The sequence below is a fragment of the Kitasatospora acidiphila genome, assembly GCF_006636205.1.
Lineage (GTDB): Bacteria > Actinomycetota > Actinomycetes > Streptomycetales > Streptomycetaceae > Kitasatospora > Kitasatospora acidiphila.
This window is the reverse complement of sequence record NZ_VIGB01000003.1, coordinates 7,696,280-7,712,829: the sequence shown is the minus strand read 5'-3', so window position 1 is coordinate 7,712,829 and position 16,550 is coordinate 7,696,280. Positions and strand designations below refer to the sequence as shown.

The window sequence follows — 16,550 nt, the reverse complement described above, 5'->3', positions numbered from 1 at the left end:
GCACCTACACCCTGCGCGAGTACACCCCCGCTGACGAGCCGTCCTGGCGACGGCGGCGAGCCGGCCCGCGCGGTTCCCGAGCCGCGCGCGGATCTGCGCCCGGTGATGCTGTTCACGCACGCCGCCTTGCAGAGCGAGGAGTTGATGCGGCGCCAGTTCTCCCGGGGTGCCACGCCTGCCGCCGCTTCAGCTCGGGCGTCGGCGCCGCTTCCGCCGACCGGCTCGGAATCCAGGCGCGATGAGCGATCGCTGAACGGCGCTCTGACGAACCGTCGACGCGCTGTCGATCGGCCGCTCCTACGGTGCTCGTACCCGCCGCCGGAGTGGCCGGCGGCTGTTGCGAGAGAGGTTCCACCATGCGCGTTTCGCGCAGGATCGGCGGGCTGGCCGGTGCGCTCTGCGCCGTGCTGCTCGCCGGCACGCAGGCGGCGACCGCGGCCACGCCGTCGACCGCGGTAGCGCCGGTCCCCGCCAAGAGCGGTGGCAACGCCGCCGCGGTGCCGGCCAAGGTGCGGGTCGACCGGCTCGGCCCGATCGCGGGCAAGGTGCCGCAGCGCGGCAGCCGGGCGGCCGCACCGCAGACCGCCAACGCCGGGGCACCGCTGACCTTCCAGGGCGGCGCACAGGGCGTCTCCACCAACCCCAAGGTCTATCTTGTCTTCTGGGGCTCACAGTGGAACAGCGACACCCACAACGTTCCGGACTACCTGACCCGCATGTTCCAGGGCCTCGGCACCGCCAACGACACCTGGTCCGCCGTCATGACGCAGTACTGCAACGGTGTCGCCAGTGGCAGCACCAGCTGCCCGGACAATGCCGCGCACATCAGCGAGAGCGGCCCGGTCTACGCGGGCATCTGGATGGACAACGGCTCGGCGGCACCGGCCAACGCCTCCGGGGGCGACCTGGCCAACGAGGCCGGCCGCGCGGCTGCCTACTTCGGCAACACCGACGCGGGCTCCAACGCCAACGCCCAGTACGTGGTGGTCAGCCCCTCGGGCACCCACCCTGGCGGGTTCCCGAACAGCGGCGGCTTCTGCGCCTGGCACAGCGATGCCAACACCCAGTACGGCAACATCGCCTACACCAACCTGCCCTACCAGCCGGACGGCAACTGCGGCACCGGCGCGGTCAACGGAGCCAACGGCTACCTGGACGGCTTCGGCATCGTCGAGGGTCACGAGTACGCCGAGACCGTCACCGACTTCGTGGTCGGCTCCGGCTGGACCGCCACCGACGGCGAGATCGGCGACAAGTGCGCCTGGCAGGGCCTGGGCAACCTCTCGCTGCCCAGCGGCACCTTCGCCGCCCAGCCGCTCTGGTCCAACCGGGCCGGCGGCTGCAAGCTCGGCGAGCCGGTGCCGGGCCCGGGCCTGCCGACCAGCAATGTGCTGCTGACCAACCCGGCCACCGGCTGGGTCGCCGACATGGACAACGCCAACCCCGCCGACGGCACCCGGGTCAAGGCCTACACCCCCAACCCGGGCTACCCGCAGGCACAGCACTGGAACCTGATCCAGCAGCCGGACGGCAGCTACTGGTTCCAGCCGCTGCTCTCCTCCACCAGTTCGCTGGACGCCAACACCAACCGCTCCACGGTGGTCGACGGCACCAGCTACTTCGCCCAGCTGTGGACCTACGGCAACAGCCCCGAGCAGCACTGGCGGGTCACCCCGAACGGCGACGGCACCTACCGGATCATCGCCAATGACAACGGCTGCCTGACCGCCAACGCCCTCGGCTCGGTGCTCGGCGAGTGGGCGTGCACCGGCGACAGCCACCAGAACTGGACCCTGACGCAGTAGCAACTGCCGCACTACGTGAGCTGGGTGGCACCGCACCGCGCCACCCGGCTCTCGCAGGTGGCGAGGTCACCAGCCGGGTGTCCGCCGGATCCGCTGACAGGTTCCCGCCATGTCGTATTCCGGTAGCCCGCCATCCCTTCTCCCAGCGTCCTCCCAGACTTCAGGCTGGTCGACACCTTCGGCACCCCGGGCCACCCCACAACCGGCCTGGGGTGTCGTCAGTCCCCCACGACATCCAGGGAGTTCGACGATGTCCCACACTCGTCTGCGGGCCGCCACCGCTGCGGCCGCCCTCGCCCTCGCGGCCTCCGTCGCCGCCACCACCCCGGCGCTCGCCGCGTCCACCGCCCACCCGGCGTTCGGTCAGCACACCACCGGGTTCGCCGGCGGCAGCAACTGGGGCGGCTATGTCGCCACCGGCAGCAACTTCCAGTCCATCTCTGGCTCCTGGACCATGCCGCAGGTGACCTGCAACACCAGCAACGACCTGTTCGCGCCCTGGGTCGGCATCGACGGCTACGGCTCGCAGACCGTGGAGCAGACCGGCGTGCAGGTCGACTGCTCCAGCGGCTCGCCGGTCCTCTCCGCCTGGTACGAGATGTACCCCGCAGCGCCGGTCTACTTCAACGACCAGGTCAACTCGGGTGACAGCTTCACCGGCTCGGTGACCACCGACGGCTCCGGCACGTACACCATCTCGCTGACCGACAACACCCTGGGCTGGACCGAGAGCACCCAGCAGCAGCTGGACGGCCAGGACGTCAGCGCCGAGGCGGTCATCGAGTCGCCGACCCAGAGCTACCCGTCCTTCAACCAGCTGGACTTCTCCAACGTCACGGTCAACGGGCAGTCCTTCGACGCCGTCGGCCCGCAGGCCATCGACAGCGGCCAGTACACCGAGACGGCGCTGCAGGGCGGTTCGTTCTCCATCGTGCCGTCTGGTGCCGCGCCGGCCCGACACCACCACGCCACGGCGCCGCTGACGACCACCCCGCGCTACTGACGCATCGTCACTCCTTCCGGGCCGCCTCCCTCGTGAGGCGGCCCGGCACACAACTGCGGCCCGGCATGCACCTACAACCCGTACCGGCGGATGGCCTCCTGTTCCTGGGCGAGCCGGCGCAGGCAGCGCAGCACCGGCTCGAACAGCACCGCGGCGGCGACCGCGGCCTCCACCTGCGCCACCTCGCCGTCCTGCTGCTCCATCCGGTCCAGGTCGTGCGTCGCGGTCTGCTCCATCAGCCGGGCGTAGGGCGCCAGTTCGGCCGCGTCCAGGGGGTAGCCGAGCCGCCCGAGCGAGGCCACTACGCCAACCAACTCCCTGTAGACCGGCGAGAGTTGGCCGAGCTTGGCGGCATGCTCCCAGCCCACTTCGGCGAGCATCCGGTCGACCTCGGCCGTGGCGCCGCGCACTTGGGGATCGGCCGGATCGGGGTCCTCGGCCGTCGGCAGCGCCCAGAGCGCGGCGCCGAGCCGGATGCTGCGGCCCAGCGAGTCGTCGTCGACCTGCCGCAGCACCTCGCGCACCGTGGCCACCGGGATCCGCCCGACCTGGATCATCGCGCGCACCAGCCGCAATCGGCGCAGGTGCGACTCGTCGTATTCGGCCTGGGTGGCGTTGACCCGCCGTCCCGGCGCCAACAGCCCTTCGCGCAGGTAGTACTTGATGGTCGCGATGGAGACCTGACTCGCCTCGCTCAGCTCGGCCAAGCGCATCCTCTTGTGCCCCTCATTGGTTAGTGCCACTATCCCATCATGGACGGGCTCGGCGCTCCAGTCACGGGCGCCACGCGCCGACACCACGGGCCATGGGGGCAGCCGATGTTCGCCAAACCGACGATGTTCGCCAAACCGAATGGCGGACGCACCACCGCAGCCGCCGAAGGCGACCTCGTCGTCTTCCTGATCGGCATGCGGATCAACCACTTCTGGGCACCGCACCACTGGCTGCCGGTGCTGACGGCGATGCCCCGGATGCTGCGCGAGCTCCGCGCCGACGAGCAGAGCGGCCTGCTGGGCTACCAGTTGCTGACCGGCTCCCCGCGCACCTACTTCGTGGTGCAGTACTGGCGGTCCAAGGAGCAGCTGCTGAAGTACGCCATCGACCCCGCGCGCCTGCACCGCAAGGCCTGGGCAACGGCCAACCGGATGGAGCGCAAGTCCGGTCGGCACGTGGGGATCTGGCACGAGACCTACCTCGTGCCGGCGGGCAACTACGAGTCCATCTACGGCGACATGCCGCCCTACGGCCTGGCCGCCGCGACCGGTGTGCTCCCGATCGCCCGCCGCGGCGCCACCGCGCAGGAGCGCCTCGACTGGGAGCGGACGACCTGAAAGGGCCCGCGTGAAAAAGCCTGCATGACAAGGCCTGCGTGACAAGGCCCACGCGAAAAAGCCTGCGCGAGAGGCCTGCGCGAAAAAGCCCGCCGCCCGGCCGAGTTCGGCCGGTCGGCGGACCGCGTCGTTGCTCAGCCCGCGATGCTCGCCAGCACCTCCGCGCCCAGGCCGAGCGCCGTGGTCATCCCCACGCCCGAGGTGACCGAGACGACGTGCACGCCCTTGACCGGCTCGGCGATCAGGAACGACTCGGTGCCGGAGGCGTAGACGCCGCGCCAGCGCTCCAGGACGTCGAGGCGGTCGACGCCGAGCAGGCCGGCGGTCGCGCCGAGCACGGCGGCGTCAAGCCGCTCCTCGTCGAAGAACTCGGGGGTGGTGTCGTAGGCGTGGGTGTCGCCGATGGTGAGGGTGCCGTCGGGGCGCTGGGTGAACATCAGGTTGAGACCGATGCCGACCAGCTCCGGCTGCTCGCGGGTGAGCCGCTCGCGCACCGCCGCCAGGCTGGGGCAGGCACCGAAGCCGTCGTAGCGCAGCAGCGAGAAGCCGGTCTGCACGGCCGGTTCGATCACGCGGTCGCCGAACGGGTTGGCGACCCGCAGCATCCGCAGCACGCAGCGCTTGATCCGGGCCCGGTCGGCCAGCTCGGGGAAGTGCCGGTCGACGTCGTGCCCGGTGGCCATGATCACGGTGTCGGCGTGCACCTCGCCCCGGCTGGTGCGCACGGTGCCGGTGTCCACGCCGTGCGCGGCGGTGGCCCAGTGGAAGCGCACGCCCCGCCCGGCGAGGTAGCGGGCGATGGCGCCGACGGCGTCGCGCTGGTCGACCCGCAGGTCGTCGGGGAAGAGCGCGCCGCCGAGCACTCCGGGGCCGGTCGGCACGTACTCGGCCAGCTCGGCGGGGGTGAGCAGCCGGACCTGGTCGGCGCCGCGCAGCTCGGCGAACTCGGTGAGCACGGCGAGCTCGTCGGCGGCCCTGGCGACCATCGCGGTGCCGGTGCGCCGGGCCCAGAAGCCGGCCTCCTCGGCCAGCCGCAGCCAGCGTGACCGCGCCGCCAGGCCGTAGCGGAGCCCGTCGCCGTCCAGCCCGGTCGCGCAGGCGTGACCGAAGTTGCGCACCGAGGCGCCGACCGCCCGGTCGTTGCGCTCCACCACGGCAACCGTCAGGCCACGCTCCACCGCCTCGAAGGCATGCGCCAGGCCGACGATACCGGCGCCGACGATCACCGCATCGGCCGAGTCCAGCGTGCTGCTCACGTTGCTCCCATCCCTGAGTTGTATGGACAACTTACTCCACGGGGAAACATAAGAGCAGCCCCCGGATGACCCGGCGCACGGGCGGTGAACTTCGAGTGAACTCAGCCGGACGTCGCGGTACCGGGCCCATCCGCCACCCCGGGTCTTGACGGGGCAAGTTAGGAAACCTAACTTATGGTCCACCCCGCGACACCCCCACCTGCCCCTCCACCCCACGGAGTTGCCCGTGTCCGGCACCCTCAGCAGGCGGATCGGCCTCTTCCAGGCCACCGCGATCAACATGAGCCAGATGTGCGGCATCGGGCCGTTCGTCACCATTCCGCTGATGGTCGCCGCGTTCGGCGGCCCGCAGGCGATCATCGGCTGGATCGCCGGCGCGGTGCTGGCCCTGGTGGACGGGCTGGTCTGGGCCGAGCTCGGCGCCTCGCTCCCGGGAGCCGGCGGCTCCTACGTCTACCTCCGCGAGGCCTTCCAGTACCGCAGCGGGCGGTTGATGCCGTTCCTGTTCGTCTGGACCGCGATGCTCTTCATCCCGCTGATCATGTCCACCGGCGTGGTCGGCTTCGTGCAGTACCTAGGCTTCCTGTGGCCGGAGATGACGAAGACCCAGGGCGATCTGGTGGGCCTGGCCACGGTGGTGGCGGTGGTCCTGCTGCTGTGGCGCAAGGTTGACCGGATCGCCAGGCTGGCCACCGCGATGTGGGGCGTGATGATCGTCGCCGTGGCCGCCGTGCTGATCGCCTCCTACAGCCGCTTCTCCGCCACCCGGGCTTTCACCTGGCCAGCGCACGCAGTCGAGTTGACGCACGGTCAGTTCTGGCTGGGCTTCGCCGCCGGCCTCACCATCGGCATCTACGACTACCTCGGCTACAACACCACCGCCTATCTGGGCGCCGAGGTCAAGCAGCCCGGCAAGGTGCTGCCGCGCTCCATCGTCTACTCGATCCTCGGCATCATGGTGATCTACCTGCTGCTGCAGATCGGGGTGTTGGGCGCGATCAACTGGCAGGACATGCTGGACAAGAACTCGGTGGCCTCCAAGTCGGTCGCCTCCGCCGTGCTGAAACTGGCCTGGGGCACCAGGGTTGCCGACGTGGTCACCGTGCTGATCCTGGTCACCGCGTTCGCCTCGGTGCTGACCGGGCTGCTCGGCGGCTCCCGGGTGCCCTATGACGCGGCCCGGGACCGGGTGTTCTTCCGCTCCTACGCCAAGTTGCACGCCAGGCACGAGTTTCCGGTGCTCGGCCTGCTCACCATGGGCGCGGTCACCGCGGTCGGCTTCCTGATCGGGCGGCACACCGACCTCAACACCCTGATCAACCTGCTCACCACGGTGATGGTGATCGTCCAGGCCTTCGCCCAGATCCTGGCCGTGACCGTGCTGCGCCGGCGCCAGCCCGACCTGCCGCGCCCGTACCGGATGTGGCTCTACCCGGTGCCGGGCATCGTGGCCGCGATCGGCTGGCTGGTCGTCTACGGCTATGCCGACCGGAACGCGCCGGGCTACCACCCGATCGAATGGTCGCTGGCCTGGGTGGCGGCCGGGGTGCTGGCCTTCCTGATCTGGTCCAAGGTGGAGCGGGTCTGGCCGTTCGGCCCGCAGGAGATCCGCGAGGAGTACCGGCAAGCTGACGTTCAGTCAGCTCAGGTTTGAGGTCAGGGTTTCGAAGACCTCGGGCCGGGCGGTGCCGAGCGCCGTCGCCAACGCGCCGCGCAGCACCGCCTCGTCCCCCAGTAGGCTCCCGGCCAGCCGGGGCCGCAGTGGGGTGAGGCGGTGCAGGGCCTGCTCCACCGGGGTGAGCAGCAGATCGGCGCCATTGCCGAGGCCGCCGCCCAGCACCACCAGGTCGGGGTCCAGTACGGCCGCCACCACCGCCACCGAGAAGGCCAGTTGCTCGGACTCGCGGAGCACCGCCGCCATCGCCCGGGCGTCACCGGCCCGGGCCGCCGCGAAGACCCGCTTGGCGGTCAGCGGCCCGGTCATCCCCGCCGCCCTGGCCTCGCGCACCACCGACTCGGCGGCCGCCGCCTGCTCCAGGTTGACGCCGCTCCCCGGCAGCGGCAGGAACCCGATCTCCCCGGCGGCACCGTGCGCGCCCTGCTGGATCTCACCGTTCACCACCACGCCCATGCCGAGCCCGGAGCCGATCAGCAGGTAGACGAAGACCCGGCTGCCGGTTCCGGCCCCGCCGGCGTACTCGCCGAGGGCGGCCAGGTTGGCGTCGTTGTGCACGCTGATCCGGGTGCCGAGACCCGCCTCGATCCGCTCGAACAGCCCGCGCCGCCCCCAGCCGGGCAGCTTGGTGGCGTAGTGCACCCGCTGCTGCGACTCGTCCCAGACGCCGGGCGAGCCGACCGCCGCGTGCACCACCTCGCCGGGTGCCAGGCCCGCCTCGGCGATCGCCTCCTGGGCGGCGGCCACCACGGCGTCGGCCACCGCGTTGGCGCTGCGGCCCCGGTTGGGCACGTCCCGCCGGGCCGTGATCCGCCCCGACAGGTCGGCGACCGCCACCCGCAGCCGGGCCCGCCCGATGTCCACCCCGAGCACGTGCCCGGCGGCCGGGTCCGGCTCGTAGAGCACCGCCACCCGGCCGCGCTCCGGCGTCAGCCGCCCGGCCTCCCGCACCAGCCCGACCTGCTCCAGCACGGCCAGCGCGGCCGACACGGTCGGCTTGGACAGCCCGGTGTCGCGTGCGAGTTGGGCCCGCGACACCGGCCCGGCGGTGCGCAGCCGCTCCAGCAGCAGCCACTCGTTGTTGCTGCGCAACCGCTGCCGGTTCCACGGCTGGCTCTGCCCCGGGCCGCCCTCCGGACCGGGCAGCGTCACCGGGCGGGCGTCCATCCACAAACCTCCGGGCCGTCAACGTCGCTGGGGTGCGACGGCCCACTCTATGCAGGCGGGTGGCGGAAGGTGAGACCGCAATCGGCTACCGGGCAGTAACCTCTGGCCGGTCCCGCGGCTAAGCTGAGCCGCGGCAGACTCGACGGGTGGGAGTTGACGGCATGACGACTGGGTTCTTCACCTCGGTGGACGAGGTCACGACGCGACTGGCCGAGGCCGGCTACCTGGCCTCCACGGCGGTCGCCACCACGGTGTTCCTGGCCGACCGGCTGGGCAAGCCGCTGCTGGTCGAGGGCCCGGCGGGCGTCGGCAAGACCGAACTCGCCAAGGCGGTGGCCGCCGTGGCCGACGCCCGGCTGGTGCGGCTGCAGTGCTACGAGGGCGTCGACGAGGCCCGGGCGCTCTACGAGTGGAACCACGCCAAGCAGTTGCTGCGGATCACCGCCGGGCGCGACGAGACCTGGGACCGGGCCCGCACCGACATCTTCAGCGAGGAGTTCCTGCTGCCGCGCCCGCTGCTCACCGCGATCCGCGGCAGCGAGCCGACCGTGCTGCTGATCGACGAGACCGACAAGGCCGATGTCGAGGTCGAGGGCCTGTTGCTGGAGGTGCTCAGCGACTTCCAGGTGACCATCCCCGAGTTGGGCACCGTCACCGCCGAGCGCCGGCCGTTCGTGGTGCTCACCTCCAACGCCACCCGGGAGCTCTCCGAGGCGCTGCGCCGCCGCTGCCTCTTCCTCCACCTGGACTTCCCGGACGCCGAGTTGGAAGAGCGGATCGTCCGACTGCGGGTGCCGGGGCTGGATGCCGCGCTGGCCGCGTCGGTGGTCTCGGTGGTCGGCGCGCTGCGTGCCATGGAGCTGCGCAAGCATCCCTCGGTGGCGGAGACCGTCGACTGGGCCCGCACCCTGCTGGCGCTCGGGGCCGACACCCTGGACGACGCCGTGGTGCGGGCCACCCTCGGCGTGCTGCTCAAGCACCAGGAGGACATCGGGCGCGCCACCGAGAAGTTGGCGCTCGCGTGATCGCCGAGCGGCTGACCGCCTTCGTGCAGGCGCTGCGGGCGAACGGGCTGCGGGTGGGCCCGAGCGAGACCGTGGACGCGGCGGCGGTGGTCGAGGTGCTGGGCCTGGCGCACCGGGAGCGGCTGCGCGAGGGCCTGGCCGCAGCGCTGCTGCGCGGTGAGCAGCAACGGGCCGTCTTCGATGCCACCTTCGACCTCTACTTCCCCCTCCGGGTGGGGGCGTTGGAGACTCCCTCCACCGAAGTCGCCGAGCTGCGCGACCGGTTGGCCGCCGCGCTCACCGCCAACGACCAGGCAGCGATGGCTCTGCTTGCCGCCGAGGCGGTGCAGGCGCTCGGCCGCTACGGCAACTCCCCCGCTTCGGACGGCTATTCGGCCTCCCAGACCCTGGACCGGCTGCGCCCGCAGATCCTGCTGGCCCGCGTACTGGCCGCCCTGCGCGCGGACCGCGACAGCGCGCCCGACTTCACCGAGCGGCTGGAGGCGGACGAGATCCGCCGCCGGATCCAGGCGTTCCGCGGCATGGTCGGCACCGACGCCCGCCGCCGGATCGCCGAACTGCGCGGCACCGACCGGATCGCCCGCCGCGCGGTGGCGCCCACCGTCGACCAGATCGACTTCCTGTATGCGGGACGGGACCAACTCACCGAGCTGCGCCGCGCCGTCCGCCCGCTCTCCCGCAAGCTGGCCACCCGGCTGGCCGCCCGCCGCCGCCGCGCCTCGCACGGCGAGATCGACCTGCGCCGCACGCTGCGCCGCTCGCTCTCCACCGGCGGGGTGCCGCTGCGCCCGGCGTACCGCCACCGGCGGCCGCAGCGCCCGGAGTTGGTGCTGCTGTGCGACATCTCGGGTTCGGTGGCCGGGTTCGCCGACTTCACCATGCTGCTGGTGCAGGCGCTGCGCGCGGAGTTCAGCCGGGTGCGGGTGTTCGGGTTCGTCAACCGGATGGCCGAGGTGACGGAGCTGATCAGCCCGGCGCTCGGCTCCTCGGCGCAGCGGATCCTCACCGAGGCCCAGGTGATGGGGCTGCACACCAACAGCGACTACGGCACGGCGCTGGGCGAGTTCGCCGATCGCTGGCTGGACGCGGTCGGCCCGCGCACCTCGGTGTTGATCCTCGGCGACGCCCGCACCAACCGCCGTGACCCCAACCTGCCCGCCCTGCGCCTGATCGCCGCCCGGGCCCGCCGGGTCTTCTGGCTCAACCCGGAGCCGCCCTCGCTCTGGGACAGCGGCGACTCGGCGGCCACCCCCTACGCCTCGGTCGTCCCCATGCACCCGTGCCGCAACGCGCGCCAACTGGGCGCACTGATCGAGAGGCTGCTGCCGGTATGAGCGCCTTCCAACCGCGCCTGCCCGTCCGGATCACCCTGCTGCGCGCTCGCGGCGAGTGGCGGCACAGCATCACGCCCGAGGGCGGCGGCTTCATCTGCGGCAGGCTCGGCGACTTGCCCGACGACGCCGACCCCGACCAGGCCAGGCGCGCCGCCGAGGCGATGCTGGCCCGGCTGGGGCGGGAGTTCCACGGTGCCGAGCTCACCGTCAGCTGGGACGGGTTGAGCGGCACCGTGACACCCGCTCAGCGGTAGCTCAACTCCGCGATCTCGTAGGCCATCCGCCGCCGGAAGGCCGGGGTGCGGCCCAGCACCGGCAGCACCGCGTTGCGCAGGTGGCGGCCGGCGCCGGTGGCGGTGGCGATCCGGGTCATCCGGTCGGTGAAGGCCACCACCCGCTGCGCGACCGGCCGGCGCCGCACCTCGTAGCCGTCCAGGTCGCCGGTGGCGAAGGCCCGGCCGAGCGCATAGCCGTCCTGCATACCGGTGTTCATGCCCTGCCCGCCCACGGGGCTGTGCACATGGGCGGCGTCCCCGATCACGAAGACGCGACCGGCCCGGTACCGGTCGGCCACCCGGTGGTGCACCCGGAACCGCGAGGACCAGCGCACCTCGTGCACCACGGCCTGGCCGGGCGCCCGCTCCTCGACCAGCCGCCGCACGGTCTCCAGGTCGGGCGCGGCCTGGGCCCGGGCCTGGTCGACCACCGCGACCACCCGGTAGCCGTCACCGGGCAGCGGGGCGACCACGAAGACCCCGTCCCCGCCGAGGGTCAGGCTGACTTCTTCGGCGCCCGGCGCCCAGTCCATCCGGACGTCGGCGAGCACGAAGGACTCGTCGTAGCTGCCGCCGGTGAACCCGATCCCGGCGGCCTCCCGGACCGTGCTGTGCATCCCGTCGGCGCCGACCGCGTAGGCCGCCCGAAGCCGCTCCCCGGTGCTCATGGTCAGGACGACCCCGTCCGCGTCCTGCGCCAAGTCGGCCACCTGGTAGGGACGGTGCACCGTGCCGCCCAGCGCCTCCAGCCGCTCGCGCAGCACCCGCTCGGTGGTGGACTGCGGGGTGAGCAGCGCGAACGGGTACTTGGTCGGCAGGCCGGCGAACGACAGCTGCACCAGCGGGCGGGCGCCGTCGCGGACCGCGAACCGGTTAAGCCGCAGCCCGGTGTCGATCAGCTGCTCGGCCGTCCCGAGCTGCTCCAGCACCTCCAGGGTGCGGGCATGCACCACTCCGGCCCGCGAGGTGTTGGCGCCCTCGGCGAGCTTGTCGAGCAGCACGAAGTCGATGCCCGCCTCGGCGAGGGTGATGGCGAGGGTGAGACCGCTCGGGCCCGCACCCACGATGGCCACGGTGGTGGTCTCGGGAAATGCCGCCTCGAAGCGTGCGGTGCTGGTCATGGTGGTGCCCCCTTCGGTTGATGCCAACGCTTGTTGGCCAACGCTCGTTGACAACGATCCTCCGACGGCGACGGCATGTCAACGGATGTTGGCCAACAAGCGTTGGCATATGGTGGCAGCATGATTCAGGAACACCAGACGTCCCCGCGCCGCTCCGCGGACACCACCCGGGCGGCCATCCTGCGCAGCGCTCGCGAGCGTTTCGCCGCCCACGGCTACGAGCGGACCACCATCCGAGCCGTCGCGGCGGACGCGGGCATCGACCCCTCGATGGTGATGCGCTACTTCGGCAGCAAGGAGCAGCTCTTCGACACCGCCCTCGCCATCGACCTGCAGATGCCCGACTACACGGCGGTGCCGCGGGCCGAACTGGCCGAGGCGGTGGTGCGCCACTTCCTGGAGCGCTGGGAGGGTGCGGCGGCCGACGATCCGCTGCTGATCACGCTGCGCTCAGCCGTCACCAACGAGCGGGCCGCCGAGCGCCTGCACGAGGTCTTCGCCCGGCAGGTGGCGCCCTCGCTGGCCGCCGCGATCGGCCCCGAGACGGCCGCGCGGATGGCCGGGGTGCTGGCCGCCCAGCTGCTCGGCCTGGCGCTGAGCCGCTACCTGATCCGGCTGCCCGCCATCGCCGCGCTGACGCCCGATCAGCTGGTCGCCCGGCTCGCCCCCGCCATCCGCGCCACCCTGGACGGCGACGGCTCGCAGCAAGGGGATCCGGAATAACCGGATGACGACCGGCCCGGCGGCTCACCACAATTCCGTCATGCTGAGTGACCACTGGCCCCTGCTGGGCCTGCGCCTGACCACACCCCGCCTCGAACTGCGGCTGCCCACCGAGGACGAGCTCGCCCTGCTCGCCGACCTCGCCGCCGAGGGCGTCCACGAGCCCGAACGGATGCCCTTCCTGGTGCCCTGGACCGACCTGCCGCCCGCCGAGCGGGCCCGCTCCGTCGTCCAGCACCACTGGCTGCGCCGGGGCACCTGGACGCCGCAGGACTGGGCGCTCACCCTCGCCGTGTTCCGGGACGGCGAGGTGCTGGGCCTGCAGGCCGTCACCGGCCGCGACTTCGCCGTGCGGCGCGAGGTCAGCAGCGGCTCCTGGCTCGGCCTGCGGCACCACGGCCAGGGGGTGGGCACCGAAATGCGGGCCGCCGTGCTGGAGTTGGCCTTCACCGGCCTGGGTGCGCTGGAGGCGACCTCCGGCGCCATGGCCTACAACCACGCCTCGCGCGCCGTCTCCCGCAAGCTCGGCTACCGCGAGGACGGCGTGGAGCACCACGTGGTGCGCGGCGACCGCGTGGCCAACACCCGGCTGCGGATCGATCGCGCCGCCTGGGAGCGGCACCGCACCACCCCGGTGGCGATCGACGGCCTGGACCGCTGCCTGCCGCTCTTCGGCCTGCCGCAGCCTGCCTGACGGTCCAACGGCCGCCTCCGGTGGCAGGCTGGAAGCCAGCCGATACCGTCAACCCCAGGGAGACGACGAATGGACCTGCGGGAGAGTGCCGCCGCCCTGCAACCCGACCTGATCGCCCTGCGCCGCGACCTGCACGCCGTGCCCGAACTGGGCCTGCGGCTGCCCCGCACCCAGCGGCTGCTGCTGGCCGCGCTGGACGGCCTGCCGCTGGAGGTGACCCGCGGCCGCGAGCTGGACTCGGTGACCGCCGTGCTCCGGGGGGCCGGTGACGGACCGACGGTGCTGCTGCGCGCCGACATGGACGCGCTGCCGGTGCCGGAGCGCCCGCAGCCCGGCGGTCCGGTCTCGTCGATCCCCGGCCGGATGCACGCCTGCGGGCACGACCTGCACATGGCCATCCTGGTGGGCGCCGTCCGGCTGCTCGCCGAGCGGCGGGCCGAGCTGCCGGGCGACGTGGTCTTCATGTTCCAGCCCGCCGAGGAGACCGACGGCGGCGCCCAGCTGATGATCGACGAAGGGGTGCTCACCGCCGCCGGCGAGGACCGCCCGGTCGCCGCCGCCTACGCCCTGCACGTCTTCTCCAGCCGACTGCCAGGCGGGCAGGTCGCGGTGCTGCGCGGCACCGCGATGGCGGCGGCCGACCAGCTGCGGGTGGTGGTGCGCGGGCGCGGCGGGCACGGCTCTGCCCCGCACGCCGCGCTCGACCCGCTGCCGGCCGCCTGCGAGGCGGTGACGGCGCTGCAGACGGCGGTCACCCGGTCCTTCTCGATCTTCGACCCGGTGGTGGTCACCGTCGGCACCTTCCACGCCGGCGAGGTGCCCAATGTGATCCCGGACGAGGCGCGGTTCACCGCCATCGTGCGCACCTTCTCCCCAGCCGCGCGGGAGCGGGCGATGGCGGTGCTGCCGCCGGTGGTGCACGGTGTCGCGGCGGCGCACGGGCTGACCGCCGACGTGGAGTACCACCAGGGCTACCCGGTCACCGCCAACCACCCGCGGCACGCGGACCGGGTCGCCGAGACCGTGCGCACCCTGCTCGGCGACGACCGGCTGACCGAGGTCGAGCACCCGCAGGCGGGCTCCGAGGACTTCTCCTACGTGCTGCAGCAGGTGCCCGGCGCCTACTTCTTCCTGGGTGCCCTGCTGCCCGGGCGCGACCTGGCCACCGCGCCCTACAACCACTCCCCCGAGGCCGCCTTCGACGAGTCGGTGCTCGCCGACGGCGCGGCGCTGCTGGCCGCGCTCGCGCTCAACCCGCTGACCTGACGGTTCGCACGACGAAGCGGGCCTGCTCCCAGGCCCGCCCCGTCGGTGACCGAGGGTCAGCTGTGCTTCCAGGACACCGAGGGGTAGATCCTCGTCAGCGGGAAGCTGCCCACTGGAAGGAGTCCAGTCGGCGACGCTGGGCACGATCGATGATCTCGGCTGCCACAGCCGCCACTTGGCGGTGGCTCTGGGGGACGCGCAGGTGGCACACCAACCGCTGGAGGGCGCAGCCGCGCAGCGCCTTCGCCTCGTAGGCCTCCGGGCCGAAGCCGATCGCCCGCAGACCCTCGGCCACCGCGAGCCGGATCAGGCCGTAGTAGGTGATGTTGAAGTAGCCGAAGGCGGCGCGTTCGCCCTCGGCGACACCGATCATCTTGGGATGCAGCCGGCCGTTGAACTCATAGGCCACCACGAAGCCGACCAACTCGCCCGCGCGCCAGGCCTCCAGCACTCGCCCCCGGCCGGTGGGGTTCTCCCGCATGCCCTTGAGCAGGTTCAGCGAGTCGGCGATGCCGGTGCGGTGGCCGTAGCGGCGCAGATGGCCGGCGTGGAGTTCCGCGTGGCGATCCCCCATCGCCTCGATGGAGCCCTCCCGCAGTTGCGCGCCCGACTCCGCGAAGCCGCGGATCTCCCGGCGCACCCGGTTGCGGCGCGGGCTGGGCAGGGCGGCCAGGTAGCCGTCGAAGTCCCGCCAGGGCGTGGCCAGTTCGCAGTCGCCGACGGCGACGAACGGCAGGTAGCCACGGGCCCGCAGGCGGCCGCGCAGCTCCTGGTCGTCCTCGGGGACGTGCATCACCGCCACGGTGCGCTGCCCGTCGCGCGCCGCGGTCTCCTCCAGGTGGTCGAGCAGCGCCTCGGTGGTCCTGGCGTCCGCGGCGGGCGAGCGGAGGACGCCGGGGCGGTAGCCGCTGGGGAGGAACGACGCCAGCGTGGGGAACAGCTCGTCGGCCGCGGCCCCGAGCTGCTCCTGGGCCCGCTGGAGCGCGTCCTGTTCGCCGGCGTCGAGGAAGGCCGTGAACTCGGCCGAGCCCCCGGTGAGCAGGGCGACCGGGTTGTTGAAGACCCAGCTGTCGGCGTGCACGGGGTACGCCGCCAGCGCTCCGGTCGCCTTGCCGCCGTCAAAGGAGAGCGCATAGAGCCGCCGCCCCCCGTCGCGGGTCTCGGCGGTCTTCAGCCAGTTCGGCAGGGCGTAGAGGCTGTCCGCGACCGCCAGCCAGTCGGCTTCGACGTCGGCTATCCCGCTCGCCGGCTGGATCTCCATCAGTCGCCCGCCACCGCGCGGTCCAGGGCCTCCTGCGGTGTCTGGGCGAAGGAGACGATTCGATCGAGCGGGAGCGGGAGGAAGCCTTCCGCCTCCATCCGGCGGAACTGGGTGATCAGCCCGTCGTAGAAACCGTCGGTGTTCAGGAAGACCAGCGGCTTCTGGGACCGTTCGTGCTTGCGCAGTTCGAGCAGGTCGGTGGCCTCGTCGAGGGTGCCCGTCCCGCCCACCAGGACCACCACGGCATCGGCCTTCTCCAGCAGCAGCGTCTTGCGCTCGCTGAGGTTCTCGGTGATCACCATGTCGTCGACGCCCGGACGGACCACATGGGCCAGGAAGTTGACGGACACCCCCGACAGTTTGCCGCCGGCGGACTCGACTTCGTCCGCGACGATCTTCATCAGTCCGACGTCGGAACCGCCCCAGACGAGGGTGTGGCCGGACCGCCCGAGAAGCCGCGCGAACTCCCGCGCGGGCTCGATGTATTTCTGATCCGGAATTGCCGCCGAGAGAAATACACAGATATTCATGGCGGCGACCCTAGCACGCCTACGAAGTCCGTAACAGCCTTTCGTGCAACTGGTTCTGATGAATCGTCAGCCGGTGAAAAACAC

The 16,550-nt window shown here is 72.2% G+C and carries 16 protein-coding genes; 10 read left to right on the top strand and 6 right to left on the bottom strand.

The genetic code is table 11. The annotated features are described in order from the left end of the window. Nucleotides 1-356 precede the first annotated feature (356 nt). Nucleotides 357-1,805 carry an RICIN domain-containing protein gene (locus E6W39_RS36405; RefSeq protein WP_141637091.1) on the top strand — a complete coding sequence of 483 codons (1,449 nt, stop codon included), beginning with the start codon at nt 357-359 and terminating at the stop codon, nt 1,803-1,805. A 250-nt stretch (nt 1,806-2,055) separates the two neighbouring features. Continuing rightward, nucleotides 2,056-2,808, top strand: a complete 753-nt coding sequence (locus tag E6W39_RS36400) for a G1 family glutamic endopeptidase (RefSeq protein WP_181799609.1) — start codon at nt 2,056-2,058, stop codon at nt 2,806-2,808. A 71-nt stretch (nt 2,809-2,879) separates the two neighbouring features. Here E6W39_RS36400 and E6W39_RS36395 read toward each other — a convergent pair whose 3' ends face one another. Beyond that, a complete protein-coding gene (locus E6W39_RS36395) occupies nt 2,880-3,521 on the bottom strand; it encodes a MerR family transcriptional regulator (protein ID WP_141638170.1) in 642 nt (213 codons plus the stop codon). Between the two features lie 123 nt (nt 3,522-3,644). Here E6W39_RS36395 and E6W39_RS36390 point away from each other — a divergent pair, with 123 nt between their 5' ends. Beyond that, nucleotides 3,645-4,139 (top strand): DUF4188 domain-containing protein, encoded by a 495-nt coding sequence (locus E6W39_RS36390; protein WP_141638169.1) that lies wholly within the window; start codon nt 3,645-3,647, stop codon nt 4,137-4,139. Nucleotides 4,140-4,273: 134 nt separating this feature from the next. Here the strand turns inward: E6W39_RS36390 and E6W39_RS36385 are convergent, their stop codons facing one another. Continuing rightward, entirely contained in the window at nt 4,274-5,395 is a 1,122-nt protein-coding gene (locus tag E6W39_RS36385; protein WP_141637090.1) for a TIGR03364 family FAD-dependent oxidoreductase, read from the bottom strand. A gap of 226 nt (nt 5,396-5,621) precedes the next feature. Between E6W39_RS36385 and E6W39_RS36380 the strand changes: the two genes are divergently transcribed. Further along, nucleotides 5,622-7,049 carry an APC family permease gene (locus E6W39_RS36380; RefSeq protein WP_228718558.1) on the top strand — a complete coding sequence of 476 codons (1,428 nt, stop codon included), beginning with the start codon at nt 5,622-5,624 and terminating at the stop codon, nt 7,047-7,049. Here the strand turns inward: E6W39_RS36380 and E6W39_RS36375 are convergent. After that, complete coding sequence (locus E6W39_RS36375; protein ID WP_141637089.1) at nt 7,035-8,237, bottom strand: ROK family transcriptional regulator; 1,203 nt, start codon at nt 8,235-8,237, stop codon at nt 7,035-7,037. The two genes, E6W39_RS36380 and E6W39_RS36375, sit on opposite strands and share 15 nt — an antisense overlap. Before the next feature lie 161 nt (nt 8,238-8,398). On the opposite strand from E6W39_RS36375, the gene E6W39_RS36370 reads away from it, so the two are divergent. The 3 genes from E6W39_RS36370 to E6W39_RS36360 are packed head-to-tail and all read left to right on the top strand — an operon-like array spanning nt 8,399 to nt 10,850. Beyond that, nucleotides 8,399-9,262 (top strand): AAA family ATPase, encoded by an 864-nt coding sequence (locus tag E6W39_RS36370; protein WP_141637088.1) that lies wholly within the window; start codon nt 8,399-8,401, stop codon nt 9,260-9,262. After that, on the top strand, nt 9,259-10,596 hold the full coding sequence (locus E6W39_RS36365) for a vWA domain-containing protein (RefSeq protein ID WP_141637087.1): 1,338 nt from the start codon (nt 9,259-9,261) through the stop codon (nt 10,594-10,596). Before E6W39_RS36370 ends, E6W39_RS36365 begins: the two co-directional genes overlap by 4 nt. Beyond that, nucleotides 10,593-10,850, top strand: a complete 258-nt coding sequence (locus E6W39_RS36360; protein WP_141637086.1) for a hypothetical protein — start codon at nt 10,593-10,595, stop codon at nt 10,848-10,850. The genes E6W39_RS36365 and E6W39_RS36360 overlap by 4 nt, the downstream gene beginning before the upstream one ends. Here the strand turns inward: E6W39_RS36360 and E6W39_RS36355 are convergent. Further along, nucleotides 10,841-11,992, bottom strand: coding sequence for an FAD-dependent monooxygenase (locus E6W39_RS36355; RefSeq protein ID WP_141637085.1), 1,152 nt, complete (start codon nt 11,990-11,992; stop codon nt 10,841-10,843). The genes E6W39_RS36360 and E6W39_RS36355 overlap by 10 nt on opposite strands. Before the next feature lie 120 nt (nt 11,993-12,112). Between E6W39_RS36355 and E6W39_RS36350 the strand changes: the two genes are divergently transcribed. From E6W39_RS36350 to E6W39_RS36340, 3 genes are all read left to right on the top strand, one after another. Beyond that, nucleotides 12,113-12,715 (top strand): TetR/AcrR family transcriptional regulator, encoded by a 603-nt coding sequence (locus E6W39_RS36350; RefSeq protein WP_141637084.1) that lies wholly within the window; start codon nt 12,113-12,115, stop codon nt 12,713-12,715. Between the two features lie 40 nt (nt 12,716-12,755). After that, nucleotides 12,756-13,409: a GNAT family N-acetyltransferase gene (locus tag E6W39_RS36345; RefSeq protein ID WP_141637083.1), complete on the top strand. Its 654-nt coding sequence runs from the start codon at nt 12,756-12,758 to the stop codon at nt 13,407-13,409. 69 nt (nt 13,410-13,478) lie between these two features. Further along, nucleotides 13,479-14,675, top strand: a complete 1,197-nt coding sequence (locus E6W39_RS36340) for a M20 metallopeptidase family protein (RefSeq protein WP_141637082.1) — start codon at nt 13,479-13,481, stop codon at nt 14,673-14,675. Between the two features lie 94 nt (nt 14,676-14,769). Here E6W39_RS36340 and E6W39_RS36335 read toward each other — a convergent pair whose 3' ends face one another. Both E6W39_RS36335 and E6W39_RS36330 read right to left on the bottom strand, forming a co-directional pair. After that, complete coding sequence (locus E6W39_RS36335; protein ID WP_141637081.1) at nt 14,770-15,936, bottom strand: GNAT family N-acetyltransferase; 1,167 nt, start codon at nt 15,934-15,936, stop codon at nt 14,770-14,772. Beyond that, complete coding sequence (locus E6W39_RS36330; RefSeq protein WP_141637080.1) at nt 15,936-16,466, bottom strand: LOG family protein; 531 nt, start codon at nt 16,464-16,466, stop codon at nt 15,936-15,938. Before E6W39_RS36330 ends, E6W39_RS36335 begins: the two co-directional genes overlap by 1 nt. Nucleotides 16,467-16,550: the final 84 nt, after the last annotated feature.